We start from the raw sequence: 18663 nt of genomic DNA on the forward strand, positions 1-18663 counted from the left end.
TCAGCTACGTTGAGCGTCCGAATGCGGCAGCGTGCGGTCATGTGCGGCAGCGATCCGCGCCCCGCGCTGTAAATCTAGCAGCTGGTCCATTGTGTAGCGGATTCGGCCGCCGGGGGTCACGTAGTGGTCGACCTTCCCGGCCTTGCGCCAGGCGCGCAGCGTTCGCGGCGATATGCCGAGGATCCGCGCAGCCGCCTTTTCATCGAAGCCGAACAGCGTTTCAGCCACGAGCGCCGCCATGCTCCACCCAGGCGCGGATGCATTCGTGCAGGGTCGCGCCATCGAGCGGCATGATGTGACGCGCGCGCAGGTCGAAAATCCGCCGCGTGCTGACGCCCAGCAACGCGGCGAGCTGCGCCGCTGTCGGACGGTGAATTGCGAGGTCTGCGCGTGTCAGGCTGCGCGATTTGGGGTACATTTTGCATCCTCGTAACGCCAGAATTGGCGCATTTCCGCGAAAAATAGGAGGTATGATGATGAAGTGACGTTTTCGGCTGTACCTAGCGCGCTTGTGCGCCATTGCCCCCCGCATACTGCGCGGCCTGGGGAGGACCCAAAGGGTGGGGGGTCACCCCGTCCCCGGGGCCGGCCCGGGCGGGGCTGGGGGCGGCTGGTCGCCAGCGCCGGCGTGCACCGCATCGTGGAACGCGGCGGCGAGCAGGGCGACCACCTGGACAGGCTCGAACCGGGGCTGAAGGATCGAGGCGGCCGCGCCGACGAGTGCGCCAACGGCATCGGCCGGATGGCTGGTGTTGCATACCGCCAGCTCCTGAAGGCGTCGGGCAAGGTCCTGGTCGTTCATCGTTGCGGATCCTCGGTAGTGCGTGGAATACTCGGCCCCGGCTCGTGCGGGCTGGTCGTGCCGTCCGCGTTCCACCGCCAGGCGAAGCCGCAGCGAGCTGCGACCGCGTTCATGCCGGCGAGCATGTCCGCGCCGATCGGGCGCGGCGGGTTGGCGTGCGCATCGTCTGCGCGGCGCGGGACGGGCGCGCGTTCCTCGCGCGCGGCGCGGTCGGCGAGCATGTCGAGATAGGCGGCGTGTGCGCGCCGCTGCGACAGGTCGGGGTTGATGAACGCGCGCAGCTCGCCGGCCGATCGAGGAAAAAACCTTCGGCCGGGATGATTGCGATAAGCGCGACTCGCCGCCTCGAGGATGTCGGCCGGCACGTCGGCAAGATCCTCGCGCAGGATCTCGAACGATGCGCGCGCCTCCTGCTCGCTTTCGTCACGCGCGATCGTCGCCAGTCGGAGGCGCGCAAGGATCCGCGTGCATCTGGCGAGGTCGGCCGGGGCGAGCGCGCGGCCATGTTCGTCGGCCGCGAGGCGAAGCGCCGCAGCGCAGCCGGCCGGTAACTGTTCGCCGGCGGCGAAGGCCGCGAGCGCCGCCCGAGTGCGGTGATCGAGCCACGGTGAGACGGGCGTCGTCGTGTCGAGGCGCGGGCTTAGCGCGGCTGGCGGCGGCGCGGCGATGGTGAGCTTGGGTGGCAAGGGTCTAACTCTCGTGATGCTGGGATAAGGGCTCGTTCTCGAAGGCGTTCAGCAGCGGGTCGCGGAAGCGGCCGCGCGATCGCCAGTTGCCGGCATCCGGCGGCTTCGCATCGGGTTTGTCGAAGCGATCGGCACCGGTGACCCAGTTGCGCCAGGCTGCGTCCCAATCCGCCATCGCGCGGCCGGTGGCGGCGGCGTGGTTGCGGAAGCGATCCAGCTCCGACGCGATCCGATCCGGTCGCCAATCGGCCGCCGCGGCTGCCGCGCGGCCGGTGAGTGGAGCAGGCTGCCAATCGCCGGGAAGCCCGCTGCGTGATCGCGTGCGCGTCCCCTGAGAGGGCGAAGCCCTCTTAGGGGTAATGGTTGTTCCTGGTTGTTTGGGTGCACGTGGTGCGGGGGTTCCCGCACGTGGTGCGGGGGTGCATGTCGTTCGGGGGTGCACGTCCTGCGGGGGTGCATCATCTTCGGGGGTGCACGTGGTGCGGGGGTGAACGGTGTAGACGATCCCGCGCCCTCGTCGCTCATCCCGGGTGATGTGGCCGGCGGCGGCAAGTGCCTTGGTCGCGTTCTGGACTGCTCGTTCGCTCAGGCCGGTGTCGGCAACCAGGCGCGCGATTCCCGGCGTGCAGCGACGGGTCGCAATATCAGCACGAAGCGCGAGCACGAGCAGCACATGCCGCTCCACCGACGATGCGCCGACGATCGCCATTGCCGCGCGCTGCAGGTCGAACGTGGTCGTCACGCACCCGCCTCGACAGCCGACCGATCCGGCCCACATCGTTCCGCAAATGGCTGTGTGACTCGCGCAAACGCGCTGGGGATAACTTGGGCGTTCCGCAAAAAAAGCGTGTGACTACATGTCCCAGCGACGGTTTTTGGTACCGGCATTCGCAGGTTCGAATCCTGCCGCCCCAGCCATATTGCCATCTAAGTTATTGTTTTAGCGGCAGGAAATCGGTCGCGGCCACTGGATTGGGCCGGTGGGTGTGATGGCTCCATGTGGAGATGCCGTGCCCGCTATCCAGAACGTCGAGCGCCGAGGCGCCGTCTATTGCTGGCGCCGTACCGTCCGTTTTCAGGATGGTAAGCCTTTTACCATACGTCTCAGCCTTCGAACGACCGCCCAGGCGGTGGCGCGCAGCATGGGGTGCGCGATGACCGCGAAGAGCGAGACGCTGAAGATGGCCTTGGGCCAGGACGGCCGAGCGGCAAGCCTGACGACCGTTCAGAAAGCGGGGATCTTCCGCAAGGCGATGGAGGCGATGCGCGATCATCTCGAGCAGGTCCACGTCGGCTACCAGCGTACCGAACCCGACGCGACGTTCATGATCGAGGGGCTCGTCGGCATCTACGAGGCGATGCTGAGAGATTTCGTCTGCCGATCTGAACCGGGTCGCGATCGCTCGGGCGTCGGCTCGAGCACGGGACCGAGATTTGGCACGACGCAGGCTTTTGGGTGCTACCCATTGCTTGGTACACCGGCTGCCGGAGAGAGGAAATCTGCCAGCTGACGCTCGACGACATCGGTGAGGAGAACGGGATTTGGTTCTTCACGATCACCGACGAGAACGGTGGGCGTGTCAAGAACAGGGCGGCGGTTCGACTGGTGCCATTCGCCGACGAACTGATCCGGCTCGGCTGCCGGACTACGTCAAGGCGCTGCGTGCCGCGGGCGAGACGATGCTGTTTCCCGAGCTTCGGACCGCGTCGGGCGAGCGGAGCTATGGCGACGTCTATTACAAGAACTTGTGGATGAAGATCGCCCGGAAGCTGGATTTCATCGAGCCGGGGCGGCCCATCCACTCGTTTCGGCACACGGTCACGACGGAATTGAAGCACCGTGAGGTATTCCTCGAAACCCGTGCGGACCTCGTCGGCCATAACATGAGCGGGGAAACCGCCGGCCGCTATTCGAAGGCGGCGCGGTTGACCCGGTTGAAGGAGGCAGTGGACCAGATCACCAACGTTACCGACCGCCTCCGGCCGCTGCCAAGGCGTCTTCTACCTGCCTCCAGTCGCCAACCTCGTCCGGCACGATTGAAGGTTGGTGAACGATCTTGAAGTTCAGTATTTCTCAGAGTCAATTACGAAGGGAGAAGGCGCCAAATCGAACCCAGCCGAAATTGACGTAATTGGGCTGATCTCAATCTTACATCCAGCGAAGAACCGAAATTGACCGATGTCATTACCCTTCAGGTATAGTAATCAACGGAGTCCCATCCGATCCATCTTCTTGAGCAAGCCGACCCGCGACAGGCACAGTTCGCGCGCGGTGTGGGTGTGGTTATGGCCGGTGCGAGCCAGTGCCTCGACAATGCGGCGGCGTTCCAGCCCGGCGACTTCTTCTTCGAGACTTTGAGGGGCGGCGGGGACGACGCTTTCTGACGGGGTGTCGCCGACCGCGAAGGCGAGGTCGGCGGCGACTACGATCGTGCCCGCGGCGCCCTGGATCGCCAGCGCGGCGGCGCATTCGACGGCCGAGCGCAATTCGCGGACGTTACCGGGCCATGCACGGCCTGCCAGCCAATCCAGTGCGTCCGGCGAGAAGCTGGCCCGGCCTTCGCTGGCCCGCCGCAGGAACAGGCGGGCCAGCAACGGCACATCCATCGCCCGCTCGGCCAGCGAGGGCGTGCGCAGCACCACGCCTTTGAGCCGGTAGAACAGGTCTTCGCGGAAACTACCCTCCGCCACGGCAGCGGCGAGGTCGCGATGGGTAGCGGCCACGATCCGCACATTGGCCTCGCGCGGGGCGCGGGCGCCGACCGGCTGGTAGCTGCCATCGTTGAGGAAGCGCAGCAGCTTGACCTGCATGGCGGGCGGCATCTCGCCGATCTCGTCGAGGAACAGCGTGCCGCCATGCGCCGTCTCGATCAGGCCGAGCCGGTCGGCAGTCGCCCCGGTGAAGCTGCCCTTCAGGTGGCCGAACAGCTCGCTCTCCAGCAATTCGGCCGGGACCGCGCCGCAATGGATCGGGACCAGCGGCCGGGCGGCGCGGGGCGACGCGGCATGGATCGCGCGGGCGACCAGTTCCTTGCCGGTTCCGCTCGGCCCCAGCACCAGCGCAGGCAGGCGGGTCGGCGCGACGCGGCGGATCAGGTCGCGCAACCCCGCCATCGCGGGCGCGGTGCCGACCAGCCCCATAACCTCCTCCGCCCCGACCTGTGCGCGCAAGGTCGCGACCTCCCGGGCGAGCCGCGCCCGCTCCAGCGCGCGGGCGACGACGACGCGGAGCATATCGGGGTCGACCGGCTTGGCGAGGAAATCCCATGCGCCTGCCTCGACCGCCTTCAGCGCCAGCGCGTGGTCGGCATGGCCGGTCATCACCACCACCGCCGCGGGCGCGAAGGCCGGGATCAGCGCAAGCCCCGCCGCCGGGTCGTGATGCGGCGGCATGGCGAGGTCGAGCAGGACGAGGTCGGCGGGTTTCGCCTTGAACGCCGCCACCGCCGCGTTGCCATCCCCCGCGACCTCGACGTCATGGCCGAGACCACGCAGCCATGCGCCGGTCAGCCGCTGAAAGGCGGGTTCGTCATCGGCAAGCAGGATCATCGGGACGCTCCGAAGGTGAGGCGGAAACAGGTCGACCAGCCGCGTCGTTCGGCCAGCGTCACGGTGCCGCCATGCGCCTCCATGATCCGGCGGACGATGGCGAGGCCGAGGCCGGTGCTGCCGGGGCGGCGCGAGACGAAGGGGCGGAACAGGCTGGCGCGGATCTCGGGCGCGATGCCGGGGCCGTTGTCGCAAATATCGATCGTGATCGGCGGCCCGGCCGCTGCGACGATCGCGACGCGGGTTCCGAGCGCGCGGGCATTGTCGACGAGGTTAGTCAGCGCGCGCAGCAGCGCGTGGCGATCCGCCGTAATCATCAGTCCTTCGGGCACGTCCGCCTCCACGCCCAACGACGCGACAAGGTCGGCCACACGCAGTGGCTGCGGTACGACCGTCCACGCGCGCGCAAAATCGAGGATGTCGGTGAGGAGATGATTCATCCGCGCCACCTGCTCGCCGATCTCGCTGCGGACCTCGGGTGGGGCGCCGGTGGCAGCCATTTGGACGATGCCGAGCGGGTTGCGCAGGTCGTGCGCTACCGTCGCTGCCAGCGCGCCCAACTCGGCCAGCCGCGCCTCGCGCTCGGCATCGACCATGCGGCGGGCGGTCGTCAGGCGGCGTGCGCTTTCCGCTACCAGACCCGCGAAGCGTTCGGCGACATGGCGGGTGGCGGCCGGGGCATCGTCCCAGCCTTTCCAGGGCGACCGTCTCTCCCGCAATGGCGAGGGTTGGACCATCGACCGGCAGGTTGAGCCGCTTGCGCAGCAAGGTCAGCGCGACGTTGCCCAGTGCGGCTTCGTCGGGTGCTTCAGCCAGCCGGTCGCGCCATTCTGCCACGTCCGCCTCGTTGATCCGGCCGCCGGGAAAGACGATCCGGTCGGCCAGCCGCTTGAGCGGGGCGAGGATCGCGAGGCCCAACGCCAATGTCGCCGCCAGCACGCCCCACGTCGCGAACAGCCCCGCAGGGCGTCTAGCCAGTGCTAGCGGGAGCGAGGCGATCAACGCGCTTGCCGCGCCCGCGCCGGCGACCAGCATCAACCACACCAGCCCGCGCCGTGCCCAGATATCGGCGGCCATGAAGCGGTGCCGGACGATGCCATAGACGAGTGCGACCGAGTAGAAGGGCAGCAGCAGGACCGGCACGGGTAGGCATCGATCCCCAGCGCCGGAGAGGCGAAGCCCGTCAGCGCGACCAGCCCGACCAGGCTGGCCACGAACACCGCGCCCGCCTGCCGCCGATGGGCGCCACCCTGTTCGCGCCACGTCTGCGCCAGCCGCAAATGCCCAGCGGTCGACAGCAGAGCCGCCAGCCCGAGCACGCACCAGCCGATGACCGACGGCACGAACATGCCCGGAAAGCCGTGCCACGGCACGACCGCGCCGACGCCGAAGATCAGGCCGACCAACGTGGCGAACGCCGCGGTCCCATAGCCCGCGATCGCCACCTGCCGCACGACGCCGCACAGTGCGAAGGCGAAGGCGAGATGCAGAAACCCCGCCGCGGGCAGCGGTGACAACGCGATCAGCGTCGCCGTCACCCGCGTCGCCGCTGGCCCCAGCAGCGCAGGCAGCGTCTGCGCCACGCTCCACAGCCCCACGCCGAGCAAAAACGCGGCGAGCAGGTTCGCACCCGGCACTGGCCGAACCCGAAGCGAGACGAACAGCGCCAGCAATGCGCTGGCGATCGGGGTCAGCGACAGCGCGCCAATATAGGCGAAAAGGCCGACAGCTATATCCATCGTGGACAGCATAGCAGCTTGTTCCGTTCACGGCGTTCACAATCGCGCACCCGTCTCACGACGGAAAGGCACGCGTTTCTGCCATCCGTGTCAATTGGCATGCCATTCGCAAAGCGTCCTTCGAACCGGGCGATCGTCGCCTGGCATTGAAGGAGACCAACCAACCATGTTGTTGCCCATCGCAGCCCTGCTCATCACCTATGCGCTGACCGCGTTAATCGCATTGCTGGCGGTAGTGACGCTGTGGCGTCCGCTGTCCATCCTGCTCGCCGAACTGTGCGGCACCGAGGAACGCTCGCGCTTCTGGACGGTGTGGTCCACGGTGATGATGGTCGCGACGCCGATGCTGTTCGTGTCGTGGCGCGGCATTGCCACCGATCCGACCGCACTGGTGCAGGGAACGATGACCAGCGCGCTGATCGGCGTGCTGCTGGCGCTGGTCGGCATGGGCCTTGCGGTGTGGAGCCGCAGCCCGCGTGCCGCCGCCTGACGGGAGCGGAGGCGATGCATGTCCTGATCGTCGGCGCGAGCGGCTTCATCGGTCGCCACCTCGCCGCCCGGCGGGTGGCGGAGGGCGTCAGCGTCACCGCCGCTGGCCGCGCGCCGAATCGCCTGAGCTGGCGACTGCCAGGTGCGAAGGCGATCCGCTGCGACCTCACAGCCGATCGCGCGGAGGACTGGCGCGAGCGGTTGGCGGGTGTCGACGCGGTGGTGAACTGCGCCGGGCTGTTCGGTGACGATCGGGGCTATGCCCGCGTCCATACCGGTGGCGCGATCGCGTTGTTCGACGCCTGTCGTGCCGCCGGGGTCGGCCGCGTGCTCCAGATTTCCGCGCTAGGCGCGGCGGCCGACGCCGCCAGCGCCTGTCACCGCAGCAAGGCCGCCGCCGACGACCATCTGGCGGCGATGGGTGCCGGGATCGGCTTTGCGATCGTCCGACCGTCGCTGGTCATCGGTCGTGGCGGGCAGAGCAGCGCGCTGTTCACTACTCTCGCGGCCTTGCCAGTCACGCCCGATCTGGGGCGCGCCGATGGGCCGGTTCAGCCGATCCATGTCGACGATCTGGTCGAGCTGTTGGTTCGCCTGCTTCACGCCCCGCTGCCATTGGCCGTGCGGATCGACGCGGTCGGTACGGAGCCGATGACCACGGGCGCGCTGGTGGCGATCCTGCGCCGCTGGCTAGGCTTGTCGGACACGATGCGGGTGACGGTTCGGCGATGGCTGATCGCGGCAGTCGCTCGCCTCGGCATCGGTCCGGTGGCGCGCGAGGGACTGGCGATGCTGGCGGCGGGCGACACGGCGTCGGTCGAGCCGCTCGTCGCTATGACCGGCTTCCAACCGGTACCGATCGCCCAAGCCCTAGCCCGCCGTCCGGCGAGCGACGGCGATCTGCGGATGGCACGCCTTGCCCCCGTCGCGCCGGTCCTGAGCGCCGCGCTCGCGCTGGTCTGGTTCGCCGGTGGAGCGATACCGTTGTTCGTAACCCCGGCGGCGACCAACATGGCGTGGCTGGCGCGGGTCGGCTTGTCGGGCGGCGCGACGACGACCGCCCTATGGGCAGGCGCGCTGGCCGACATCGCGATCGGCGCTGCGCTGCTTCTCCGGATACGCGGCGCGGCGCTTGCGGGAATCGCCTTGATGACGACCTACACGCTGATCCTGACCCGTATCGCGCCCGAATTCTGGGCCGCACCCCTCGGCCCGCTCGCCAAGAACATTGCCGTTCTCGCCCTTTCGCTCGCCGCCCATGCGCTGGAAACCCGTCATGGCTGACTATCTGCTGCTGAAGACCGTTCATATCCTCAGCTCGACCTTGTTGTTCGGCACCGGGGTCGGCACAGCGTTTTACGGCTGGATGGCGAACCGTTCAGGCGATGCGGGGGCGCGGCGGGTGGTCAATCGCAATGTCGTCCTCGCCGACTGGTTGTTCACCACACCCGCCGTCATCGTCCAGCCGGTGACGGGCGTGTGGCTGGCGCACATAGCCGGCTTTCCGCTGACCACCGGCTGGCTTGCGGCCTCGATCGCGCTCTATCTGATGGTCGGGGCCTGCTGGCTGCCGGCAGTCGGTATCCAGATCCGGATCCGCCGCATCGCCCACGCCACCGCGGCGGACCTGCCGTTACCGGCGCGCTATTTCCAGCTGTCGCGGACGTGGTTCCTGCTCGGCTGGCCCGCCTTTATCGGGGTGATCGTCATCTTCGGGCTGATGGCGACCAAGCCGGAGATCGCATGGTGACTCAGCCCCTGTTCCGCCGACTGCTCGGCTACACGATCGACAATCTACCGCCCGTTTTGCGCGAGGCGCACGACAGCGGGATCGACCAGCGCTGGCGCGGGTTGGCGCAGGTCGAGGCGAACCCGAACCCGCTGGCTCGGCTGCTCTGCCGGATGATGCGGCTCCCTGCGCCAGGGACCGCCATTTCGGTGACAGTGCGGTTCGAACGACACGGCGACGCCGAGCACAGGCACCGCAATTTCGCCCGGCGCAGCTAACGAAGCAGGCTTGTCGACCGCGACGGGCTGATGATCGAGCGGACGGGCATGGCGACCAACATCTTCCGCGTTTCGGTGGAGGACGGCACACCCCGGTTGGACTTGATTGGCTTCCGGTTCCTGGGCGTCCCGCTGCCTTCCGCCCTTCGCCCGTATTGTCACGCCCGCGAATATGAGGGCGACGGGTGCTACGTCTTCGACGTGCCCGTCGACCTCTGGCCCTTCGGTCGGATCATCCGCTACACTGGCCGCATGGAGCGGATTGATGACTGACGGCCCGATCATCCCGTTCGACGCGCAATGCGTCCTGTGCTCCGTCAACGCCCGCTTTATCCTGCGCCACGATCGCCGGCACCGCTTCCGAGTGGCGGCGATGCAGGGTGCAGCCGGTGCGGCGCTGTTACGTCGGCACGCGATCGACCCGACCGATCCCGACACGATCCTCGTCGTCGAAGGCGATCACGTCCTGCGGGACAGCGACGCGGTGATCGCGATCTATGTCGGGCTGGGCTGGCCGTGGCGGGTTGCGGGGGCGGCACGGCTGGTGCCGCCTTGGTTGCGCGACCGGGCCTACCGATGGATCGCCCGCAACCGCAATCGACTTTTCGGTTGGCGATCGACGTGCTGGCTTCCAGCGCCAGAGGATGCCGCTCGGGTTCTACCATAGCCGCAAACCTGCTTGATACGGGAAGAGGCAGTTCGCCAATGTTGCTCTGCGACGAAGCGAAGGCGACTGGATTTGGGACGAAATCGCCGTTTGGCGGCCGGTGGCGAGGGTCGGCTCCAATCAGCAGAGGGTATCGCAGGAGCTTCCGTGTGCCGGTCGACCGTCGCTTCCGCTTGAGCCATTCGGTAATGACGCGGCGGCGGGCTGATTGAACGAGAAGCCGGCACGCCCGTCCGCTTCGTTGGACTGAACGTCTGCGCTAGCCTTATGCGAGATCCAGTCTCACGCGCAGCGGGTCGTTCTGAACTAAACTATCAGCGGCGATGTGTTTTTCTACGCGGTCTCACCTAGCCCTCTAGGGTCAGGACTCGTTGATCACAGCCAGAAAATGACGGTGGCAGCGAGGGCGACGGCGGAAAAGAAGGCCGTGGGGCAGCGATCGTAGCGTTTGGCAACGCGCCGCCAGTCCTTGAGGCGGCCGAACATGATCGCGATGCGGCTTCGACGCCGGTAACGGCGCTTGTCGTATCTGACCGGCTCGTTGCGCGATCGTCGGCCCGGGCCCGGATGCATGGCTGGATGCCTTTGGCCTGGAGAGCGTCCCTGAACCAATCGGCGTCGTAGCCGCGGTCGCCGAGCAGCCACTGCGCTTTTGGCAGGTCGTCCAGCAGGGCTGCCGCACCGGTGTAGTCGCTAACCTGCCCGGCGGTCATGAAGAAGCTCAAGGGGCGGCCGTTCGCATCGGCGACGGCATGAAGCTTGGTGTTCATGCCGCCTTTCGTGCGTCCGATCAGGCGGCCGAGATCCCCCTTTTAACCCGCAGGCTCGATGCCGTGCGGTGCGCCTTCAGGTATGTCGCGTCTATCATAACGGTCTTCGGCTCTGCATCGCCCGCAGCCAGCCCTTCCATCATGCGCGTGAACACGCCTCGCTCGCCCCAGCGCTTTCATCGATTGTACAGCGTCTTGTGAGGACCATAGGCGCTGGGCGCATCTCGCCAGCGCAGCCCATTGCGGTTGACGAAGACGATGCCGCTCAACATCCACCGGTCATCCACCCGAGGCCTACCGTGGCTCTTGGGAAAAAACGGCCGCAGCCGCTCAATCTGCTCGTCCGTCAGCCAAAAAAGGTCGCTCATCCCGGTCTCCTCGCGGAGCCTGAATCAGATCACGACGCTCACATCAATGGGTCCTGACCCTAGCTTCGCCCCGCCGCCGAGCGCAGCCACAGGCATAGCGCCGACCGCTAGCAACTATCTCGTCTGCGTCTCCGCCATGCTCGCGATCGCCGCATCTTTGTCCCGCATCATACGTCTCGCCTCTTGGCTCAGTAGCTTGTCGCAGGTAAAAATCGGCGAGGCAATCGCGCCCCGCCGATGGAACTCAATCAACTTACGGCGTTACTGTATTTGATGGTGCCGTTCACCCCTCCAGGGAAGAAGCCGCCGCTGGTTACCGCCGTTTTCGACGCATAGGCGATGTTAAGCACCAGATCGGGAGTTCTGGCCAGCAGTGCTCCATAATTTGCGTTGTTGGGAACGTTGTCGAGCACGACGATGGTTGGCGATGCCGCGCTTCCTACGCCGCATTCGTAATTCGCCAGCAGATAAGTGCCGTCACCGCCGTTCAGCTTGTTGCGTGCGAGCACCATCTTGTTCTCGGTGTCGTAGAGCGCGCTCTTGCTGAGCCCGGCGCGCCACAAGGCAAGCCGGAAGAAGGTGTCGGCATACGCCTTCCCGCCGATTATCCCCAAAATCTCATCGCGGTTGCTGGCGGTGGTCAGCCGAAACACAATGCCGCGCGCCGCCGAAGTGCAGAGATAGCTGAGCGCACTGGCGCCAAGCAGATAGTTTTCAAGCGACGCATAGGGATCGAAAGGCGTACCGCTTGGAAAAGCGTCGCGCGACGCAATGGCGTCGAACGGACTGCCGCTTCCCCCAGCGATGCTGATTACAGGCTGCGCCGTGACGCTCGCCCCGATCAGCGAGCGCAGCTGTCCCAAACGCGCGACCTCTGCAAGCGCTACTTCACGCAATCCCTGCATAAACAAGTCGTCGGTGAACTGTACTTGCGCGCCGCCGGTAATGGCACCGGCACTTCCCGCCCCTGTCAACAGTGACGACGCAATCGATCCGCCGAACGCCGAGCGCCAGAAGAAGCCAGCGGTCAGATACTGGATTTGCAGCAGAAAATTGAGATAGTCGGTGTCAGTTGCCGTATAGCTCGGAGCTGCCGTCGGCGCTGGCGCGGGCGTCCCCTGCACCACTTCCGCGCCATATTTATCGCTCCCGCAACCGGCCAACATCGCCAGCGAGCTGACCGTGGCCGCACCGCCGCAATATTTCAGAAAGGCGCGGCGCGCATGCGCGCGGTCCACGATGTCATTTCTATCGATCATGATCTTTCCCCTCCCCAGGCGCTCAGGCGGCGCTATTCTTGATGGCGCCATTGACCCCGGCCGGGAAGAAGCCCCCGGACGTCGCCGCCCCACGTTTGATGTAGAAGATGTTCAGCGCCTGCGCGGGCGAACGAGCCGCGGCCGAGCCGCTGGCGTCCAGCGACGCGTGGCTGGCCACCGTTACCCCGTTGACGCTCGTCGCCCGGATGCCGGTCGCAATCGTTTGCCCGGACAGAGTGTTGAACGCTGCCGCAATCTTGTCGACCCATTCGAGCACGGCCGGCGTGGTCTGCGCCGAGCGAAGCAACGCCTCGCGCAGAATCCCAGAGTAATAGCTGTGCGTGCCGAAGAGACCGGTCAATGGTTCAAGCAGCATCGCATCCGAGATGCCGGGAAGGATGCTCCGCAACACACGGTGCATCTCCTCGCCGATAATATAGCCGCCAACCAGAAAGTTGAGATCTGACGCATAGGGATCAAACGTCTCGGTCGCACCAACGATTTCGGCGTAGCGTGCGAACTGCGTGAACGCTCCTGTCTCATCGCCTGCGAGGTTCATGGCCGGCTGCGATACAATGTTCGTTTTCAGGATCGCGCGAAGCATATCGATATGCCCGCCCTGCTGATAAATGATTTCAGTTACGATCGGTTTGATCGTGCTGCCGGTGGCGAATTTGACCTGACGGCCGCCGGTCGGCAACCCCGGCGTGCCCGTCCCGCTGGTTCGGGCCGCCTCCAACGACTTGATTCCCAAAACTCCCATTCGATAATATTGATTGAGGAGATATTCGAGGTTCAACGCGAAATTAAGGTTGTTGGCCGCCTCGCTCGACAACGATCCTGCGCCCTGAGTTTGCGCGACCGCCGTGTTAGCCACCACCGAAAGAACCGCGGCACCGACGAGGCCACCGGCTAGAAGATGGCGGCGAGGCACTTGAGGAACGTGTGCACCTGTCACCTTGGCTCCCGCACCGTTATCATTTCTCATCACTTACCCCCTCCTTGATCTGCCTGTTTGAAAGCGCAGTTCATTTCTCCCGACACCATTCAAGCAGCCTCAGCCATTCGAGCGCGTCGAGTTCGCAGAATCGGAACTCTCTCTCACCGGCCGGCCATCATGACGCAAAGCAGGTGCAACCTCAATATGTGCGTCGTAATCTATATTGTGGTAGCTTGACAAGGCTGATACGCTTGGTTGTGCTCACGTCGGGGTGGAGCAGACCACAATCGAAAAAGGGGGGAGGATTGATGAACGTTCGATCGACTAAATTACTGAATAGTGTGGCAATGACGTCGCTTGCGGTGTCGCTAGTTGTCGCTGCGCCGGTTCACGCACAGGAGTCACAGGTCACTGACGCGGCTCGTGTGGATGCTGGAGCCAAGCCGACCGAAGTTTCCACGACCGTCGACTCGGATAAGCCGGATGCGGTCGGTCAAGACATCGTCGTGCGCGGCCTGCGTGCCTCGCTCGCGAAGTCTCGCGACCAGAAGCGACGCGCCGCGCAGATCGTCGACGTCATTACCGCGGACGACATCGGCAAGCTGCCCGATAAGAACGTGGTCGACGCGTTGCAGCGCGTTCCTGGAGTCATCATGGACCGCACGCGTGGCGAAGGCGGGGACTTCTCGATCCGTGGCCTGTCCGGCGTGATGACGACAGTCGACGGTACGCCGACCTTCTCGGGGATCAACCGGACCACCAATCTTGCTGATATGCCTGCCGATCTCGTATCCGGTATCCAGGTCTACAAGACCCGCACGCCCGACCAGATCGAAGGCAGCAAGTCCGGCGTCGTCAACCTGACGCTGCGCAAGCCGACCGACTTCAAGAGCGGATGGACGGTCGCCCTGAACACCCGCGGCGATTATTCGGACCAAGTCAAGAAAATCAATCCGTTCGTCAGCGGCGTGGTGAGCTACAATACCGATACCGATCTCGGCAAGTTCGGGTTCGTGCTAAGCGGATCACACAATTACGTTCGCTATAACGAGTCGATGCGTGGCAACTCCAATCCTGTGCAGCTACGCTCGCCACGACAAATCGTCGAGCCGACAACCACGCCCGCAAATCTCTATGTTCCTTCAAGCTCCTATTTCTTTGCTCGCGCAGGCTATAATCAACGGGATTCCTTCAACACCTCGATTCAGTGGCGTCCCAACGATCATTGGAGCTTCAGTAGCGACTTCGCGATTAGTCGCGCCGATCGCCCCAACTACGACGACGATTTTGGATTTCCGGTGCGTGATACCTTTTCGGCGTATCCGGCGCCTCGACTCACGAATCTCGTGATCGGTTCGGACGGTCGGTCGATTTCGTCATTGACCGTCGAGACGCGTCAGCCGCTTGGGCCTGGAAAAAACTATGCCGACGCCACTTGGAACAACAAGTCCGCTAAGCAGACCATTGAATATTCCGACGACGTCGCGCACCTGATCGTCTCGCACAATTATGCGGTCTCCGATTACAAACTTGATCAGATCTACCACAAGATACAGTTTGCCAACAACCCGATCTACGACATGGTGTTCAACACCGACAAGGATCCGCGTGGCGGCGTCGCGGTCACGCTTCGTGGCATCGACCTTAGCGACCCAGGGAACTATTCAAACGTTGCGCGGGTGACTCAGACTCACTGGTGGTCCGGCAGCACGGAGCGCGAGATCAAGTTCGATTTACAGCTTCAGACCGGTTGGCTATTCGACTTTCTCAAGTTCGGCGGGCGCCGTGCCAAGCGCACGTTTCGCAGCAGCTATGCCGATCGCGGAACAGATGAGTCGCTCGGAATCCCGATTTCCACGCTGAGTGGCTATAAGCTGGTTCCGATCAGCACGGCACTACAGGGCTCGGGCGACGACATGAGCTGGATGATCGGTGACGCCAACTCGATCACCAACGTATGGAGTACGCTCCGGCCGCTCGTCGCGAAGCGCTTTCCGGATTTCGCCGAGGGCGACTGGCCGATTACCAAGCCGTATAATAAGGTAAATGGCTTTGAAACGAGCTATGCCGCTTACGGCCTTGCTCATTATCAATTCAAGCTGCTGATCCCCTTTGAAGGCATCGTCGGCGCCCGCGTCGTCCACGCCAAAACGGTCATGAACTCCTTCCAGTACACGTCCAATCCGAACGGCGAGGACATCATTGACCCGGTGCAGGGCAGAGGCAACACGGTGGACGTGCTGCCGAGCGTCAACGCGATCGGGCATATCACCGATGGGCTGCAACTCCGCGTGTCGTGGACCAAGGACATGCAAAGGCCCGCTCTCGACAACCTAAATGCGCATGTCAGCCTGGATTCACCGACGTCGACCAATCCTGCGGGCAGCGGCGGCAATTCGAAGCTGCGACCGGTATACCTGAAAAAAATCGACGCTTCGCTCGAATGGTATTTTGGAAAGACCGGATCCGTATCAGTCGCATTGTTTGACTGGCGCGAGGAAGGAACGATCTTCAACGATTTCCGGTACGAGTCGCTGCCTGGCTACACTGTGCCGGTGCGTGTCACACGTCCATACAACGGCGGGCGTAGCAAATACCGCGGCATCGAATTGCAGGGGACGACGTTCTTGCCGATATTGCCGTGGTTGTTTAAATATGTCGGGGTAAACGGTAACTTCACGCTGTTCGACTCGAAGGTTCAGTATCCGATCTTTGATGAGGCAACTAAGACTACGAACTGGTACGAGAGCCAGCAGTTTTGGAAGTCGAAATATGCGTTTAACGCCGCTGTGTTCTACGAGCATGCCGGTCTGAATGCACGCGTGGCCTATAATTGGCGTAGCAAGCGGGTCGACAGCTTGGATCCGAATAATCGCTACCGCAACCTATTCACCGATCCGACCCAGCGGCTCGACGCGTCGATCAACTACGACATCAATGAGCACTTCTCTGTAGGCGCTGAGGCCACGAACCTGACCCGCAAGGGAGATCGTAACTTCTGGGGCTATTACACCTTCCCGCAGGAGATCACCTATTTTGCGCGGACCTTCGCACTGACCGCGCGGGCCCGTTTCTAAGCCGTTCCTCGAAGCCGCCGCTTTCCCATACTAGCGGCAGCATGTGCCTCAGGGCGTCCCATCTCTAATGGGACGCCTCTAGGGACAGGATCACTTCATGGATGGCCTTCCGCTTCGTCGCCTCTTACCTCCCGGTTCGGGCGGCGAGTCACGGATGGGCACCTTTGCAACCCTTGCCTTGTCGCCGTATCGCCGCGCGAGCTGGTAAAGCCGATGGTGGTGTCTTTAGGCGCGTAGACTGACGCGAGGCCAAGCCAACATCCTTCGCGCTAGCGGCACCGACGAAGGCGAGCCCCGGGAGGCGGTCGGCCGGACAGGTTATAAGTAGAACACCCCTCCACGCGGCTGGGTTCGCGTCGGGTTGGACATGCGGCGCGGACTCGTGCCCCCTCCTCAGCATCGCCTATCTGACGCCGACCAGCTTTCTGTCGGGTCGTTATTATTCCGCGCTGCGTGAGCTGATCGCAAGGAGGCGCCTCGATCTAGCCGAACAGCGCCTGCCTCGCTTCGGCCTGGGTGGTCCACCGGCACTGACGGACGAGTTCGGCCTTTGAGGTGTGGAAGAAACTCTCCATCGGGGCATTGTCGTAGCAATTGCCGCTGCGGCTCATCGAGGGCGTCGCGCCGATCGCGGCAAGGTGGTCGACATAGGCGCTAGCTGCATATTGGGACCCGCGATCCGAGTGGCAGATGAGACCCCGCGCGGGTCGTTGCCGCTGGGCTGCCATCATCAGCGCGCGAGCGACAGCTCGGTGCGCATATGGTCGCGCATCGCCCATCCGACGATCTTGCGGGTCGCCAGGTCAAGGACGGCCGCCAGATACAGCCAGCCCTCACCGGTCGCGATATAGGTGATGGCCGCGAGCCAGACCCGGTTCGGCGCAGAAGCCGTGAAGCACCTGGCGGCTGTTGGTCGTCGAGGGCCGGAACCGGCGCCCGGCCAGCGCGCGGATGCGGTGTCGGCGTCATCAGCCGCTCGACGCGGCCACGGCTGCACCGATGGCCTTCCGCCCGCAGAGCGGCATACTTCCTGGGTGATCCGTATCGTCCCTGGTGGCGCGCCTGAAGACGGCGCACGTCGCTAAGCAGCGCAAGATTCGCCGTCGTCCGCGCACTCGGCACCCGACCCCGCCAGTCGTAATAACCGCTGCGCGACACGCCGGGCATGCGGCACATGACGTTCACCGGTCAGGTGGACGCATGCTGCTCGATGAAGCCTGTCCTGAGCCTGCCAAAGGGCGAACTTCACCGCGGCATCTCCGCCGGCTTCTTTTCAGGATGTCACGCTCCATCCGCGTCCTACCCAACTCGCGACGCAACCGCGCAATTTCAGACGCCTGATCCGCCGGCGAGGCCATCGTCGATACTGGCGGCTTCGCCGCCGAGCTTGCCGGCTGAGTGCCGATCTCCTGTAACTTGCGCTGCCAGCGACGCAGCATCGTCGGCATGATTACCAACTCGGCTGTCACCTCGGTCTGCATCCAACTGCTCGTCTCCCAAAGCGCGATTGCCTTACGCTCAAATTCGTTTGTGAACCGACGCTTTGTCGGACTAGCCATCATACACCTCCAGGCTCCGCAGAACCTATAATCGGTGTCCGCCAAAACGGGGGAAGATCAACGCGGGCGTCCACGGTCATCGCGGACGGCATGTAGCTTGGAGTTCAGGCCGCCTTTGGTGCAACTGATACATCGGGGAAGAGCACCTTTTCTAGCCGGCTTGACGGCGTTCGAGGTGCTTTCAAATGCGTGGCGCCGAACATCAACTGGTCCGGCGGCCCGCCTTCATCCTCCGGTCCGGCGAAGATTTCTTTGAAGATCTATCTGCCGGCTTTCCAACCATGTTGCGCATCAACGGAGCCTTGGCAGGCTCCGCTCACCCGGCTTTAGGGAATGAGTCGGTTGGAGGCGGTCTTTGGTGAACCGTAAGCCGCTGATGCATGTCGCAAGCAAAAGCCTTAGCAGATCAAGAACATGATCCCGCTGACGATCCGCCTCATCTGCTTGCCCGTCAGTCAGCACACATCACTCATCAGCGCCTCTCCACACTAGTGAATTAGATTACCACTGATCACAAAAGGTATTTAATGGGTCATGAGCGTAAGTCACACAAAAACCTCTTCCCGGATTGAAGGTGAGCTGACTATTCCTCAATCCCTAGAAACTTAACTGACTAGGGACTTATGTATGGTAATTTTTATCTACATCCTATCTTACTGATATAAAATGATATCTTTCATACCTCTCAGACCTTTGACCCATAAGGTGACGTTAATGTGTACTTAGTGACGTATTAATTGGGTGTCGAAGT

General features: G+C 63.9%; 19 protein-coding genes and 3 pseudogenes. 9 read left to right on the plus strand and 13 right to left on the minus strand.

Translation table 11 applies throughout. The features are described from left to right. Genes FHS97_RS12590 through FHS97_RS12610 form a run of 5 tightly spaced genes read right to left on the minus strand, consistent with a single transcriptional unit; the run spans window position 1 to window position 2230 of the window. A complete protein-coding gene (locus FHS97_RS12590) occupies window positions 1-228 on the minus strand; it encodes a helix-turn-helix domain-containing protein (protein ID WP_184038255.1) in 228 nt (75 codons plus the stop codon). Then, the gene (locus FHS97_RS12595) at window positions 221-520 is read right to left on the minus strand and encodes a hypothetical protein (RefSeq protein WP_184038258.1); all 300 of its coding nucleotides are present in this window, start codon (window positions 518-520) and stop codon (window positions 221-223) included. Before FHS97_RS12595 ends, FHS97_RS12590 begins: the two co-directional genes overlap by 8 nt. A gap of 48 nt (window positions 521-568) precedes the next feature. Continuing rightward, a complete protein-coding gene (locus FHS97_RS12600; protein WP_184038261.1) occupies window positions 569-802 on the minus strand; it encodes a hypothetical protein in 234 nt (77 codons plus the stop codon). Further along, window positions 799-1488, minus strand: coding sequence for a hypothetical protein (locus FHS97_RS12605; RefSeq protein WP_184038264.1), 690 nt, complete (start codon window positions 1486-1488; stop codon window positions 799-801). The genes FHS97_RS12600 and FHS97_RS12605 overlap by 4 nt, the downstream gene beginning before the upstream one ends. Window positions 1489-1492: 4 nt before the next feature. After that, the gene (locus tag FHS97_RS12610; RefSeq protein ID WP_184038267.1) at window positions 1493-2230 is read right to left on the minus strand and encodes a helix-turn-helix domain-containing protein; all 738 of its coding nucleotides are present in this window, start codon (window positions 2228-2230) and stop codon (window positions 1493-1495) included. A gap of 412 nt (window positions 2231-2642) precedes the next feature. Between FHS97_RS12610 and FHS97_RS12615 the strand changes: the two genes are divergently transcribed. Together FHS97_RS12615 and FHS97_RS12620 are read left to right on the plus strand one after the other, a co-directional pair. Further along, window positions 2643-2999 carry a hypothetical protein gene (locus FHS97_RS12615; RefSeq protein ID WP_184038270.1) on the plus strand — a complete coding sequence of 119 codons (357 nt, stop codon included), beginning with the start codon at window positions 2643-2645 and terminating at the stop codon, window positions 2997-2999. 31 nt (window positions 3000-3030) lie between these two features. Further along, window positions 3031-3549, plus strand: a complete 519-nt coding sequence (locus FHS97_RS12620; RefSeq protein WP_184038273.1) for a site-specific integrase — start codon at window positions 3031-3033, stop codon at window positions 3547-3549. Between the two features lie 144 nt (window positions 3550-3693). Here FHS97_RS12620 and FHS97_RS12625 read toward each other — a convergent pair whose 3' ends face one another. The 3 genes from FHS97_RS12625 to FHS97_RS17530 all read right to left on the minus strand — a co-directional run bounded on the left by FHS97_RS12625 (window position 3694) and on the right by FHS97_RS17530 (window position 6776). After that, window positions 3694-5037: a sigma-54-dependent transcriptional regulator gene (locus FHS97_RS12625; protein WP_184038277.1), complete on the minus strand. Its 1344-nt coding sequence runs from the start codon at window positions 5035-5037 to the stop codon at window positions 3694-3696. Next, window positions 5034-5774 (minus strand): sensor histidine kinase, encoded by a 741-nt coding sequence (locus FHS97_RS17525; RefSeq protein ID WP_246346646.1) that lies wholly within the window; start codon window positions 5772-5774, stop codon window positions 5034-5036. Before FHS97_RS17525 ends, FHS97_RS12625 begins: the two co-directional genes overlap by 4 nt. A 297-nt stretch (window positions 5775-6071) precedes the next feature. After that, window positions 6072-6776 (minus strand): histidine kinase N-terminal 7TM domain-containing protein, encoded by a 705-nt coding sequence (locus tag FHS97_RS17530; RefSeq protein ID WP_246346647.1) that lies wholly within the window; start codon window positions 6774-6776, stop codon window positions 6072-6074. Window positions 6777-6942: 166 nt separating this feature from the next. On the opposite strand from FHS97_RS17530, the gene FHS97_RS12635 reads away from it, so the two are divergent. The 6 genes from FHS97_RS12635 to FHS97_RS12655 are packed head-to-tail and all read left to right on the plus strand — an operon-like array spanning window position 6943 to window position 9939. Then, entirely contained in the window at window positions 6943-7266 is a 324-nt protein-coding gene (locus tag FHS97_RS12635; protein ID WP_184038280.1) for a hypothetical protein, read from the plus strand. Window positions 7267-7280: 14 nt separating this feature from the next. Continuing rightward, entirely contained in the window at window positions 7281-8549 is a 1269-nt protein-coding gene (locus FHS97_RS12640) for an SDR family oxidoreductase (RefSeq protein WP_184038283.1), read from the plus strand. Continuing rightward, entirely contained in the window at window positions 8542-9015 is a 474-nt protein-coding gene (locus FHS97_RS12645; protein ID WP_184038287.1) for a DUF2269 family protein, read from the plus strand. The genes FHS97_RS12640 and FHS97_RS12645 overlap by 8 nt, the downstream gene beginning before the upstream one ends. Continuing rightward, a complete protein-coding gene (locus FHS97_RS17785) occupies window positions 9009-9272 on the plus strand; it encodes a DUF4166 domain-containing protein (RefSeq protein WP_425506313.1) in 264 nt (87 codons plus the stop codon). The genes FHS97_RS12645 and FHS97_RS17785 overlap by 7 nt, the downstream gene beginning before the upstream one ends. A 48-nt stretch (window positions 9273-9320) precedes the next feature. Next, window positions 9321-9545 carry a DUF4166 domain-containing protein gene (locus tag FHS97_RS17790; RefSeq protein WP_425506314.1) on the plus strand — a complete coding sequence of 75 codons (225 nt, stop codon included), beginning with the start codon at window positions 9321-9323 and terminating at the stop codon, window positions 9543-9545. Beyond that, window positions 9538-9939, plus strand: coding sequence for a thiol-disulfide oxidoreductase DCC family protein (locus tag FHS97_RS12655; protein ID WP_184038292.1), 402 nt, complete (start codon window positions 9538-9540; stop codon window positions 9937-9939). Before FHS97_RS17790 ends, FHS97_RS12655 begins: the two co-directional genes overlap by 8 nt. Before the next feature lie 375 nt (window positions 9940-10314). Here the strand turns inward: FHS97_RS12655 and FHS97_RS12660 are convergent. From FHS97_RS12660 to FHS97_RS12670, 3 genes and pseudogenes are all read right to left on the minus strand, one after another. Beyond that, a pseudogene (locus FHS97_RS12660) lies at window positions 10315-11077 on the minus strand (IS5 family transposase). Between the two features lie 248 nt (window positions 11078-11325). Further along, window positions 11326-12336, minus strand: coding sequence for a ferritin-like domain-containing protein (locus FHS97_RS12665; protein ID WP_184038295.1), 1011 nt, complete (start codon window positions 12334-12336; stop codon window positions 11326-11328). Window positions 12337-12358: 22 nt separating this feature from the next. Then, window positions 12359-13324: a ferritin-like domain-containing protein gene (locus FHS97_RS12670; RefSeq protein WP_184038298.1), complete on the minus strand. Its 966-nt coding sequence runs from the start codon at window positions 13322-13324 to the stop codon at window positions 12359-12361. 299 nt (window positions 13325-13623) lie between these two features. Between FHS97_RS12670 and FHS97_RS12675 the strand changes: the two genes are divergently transcribed. Continuing rightward, window positions 13624-16353, plus strand: coding sequence for a TonB-dependent receptor (locus FHS97_RS12675; protein ID WP_184038301.1), 2730 nt, complete (start codon window positions 13624-13626; stop codon window positions 16351-16353). Window positions 16354-16841: 488 nt separating this feature from the next. Here the strand turns inward: FHS97_RS12675 and FHS97_RS17535 are convergent. Both FHS97_RS17535 and FHS97_RS17540 read right to left on the minus strand, forming a co-directional pair. Further along, window positions 16842-17912 (minus strand): annotated as a pseudogene (locus FHS97_RS17535) (IS3 family transposase); the annotation flags it as partial. A gap of 63 nt (window positions 17913-17975) precedes the next feature. Continuing rightward, window positions 17976-18118: pseudogene (locus tag FHS97_RS17540) on the minus strand (IS5/IS1182 family transposase); the annotation flags it as partial. Between the last annotated feature and the right edge of the window lie 545 nt (window positions 18119-18663).

The sequence above is a fragment of the Sphingomonas endophytica genome, from assembly GCF_014199415.1.
In the GTDB taxonomy this organism is placed as follows: domain Bacteria; phylum Pseudomonadota; class Alphaproteobacteria; order Sphingomonadales; family Sphingomonadaceae; genus Sphingomonas; species Sphingomonas endophytica.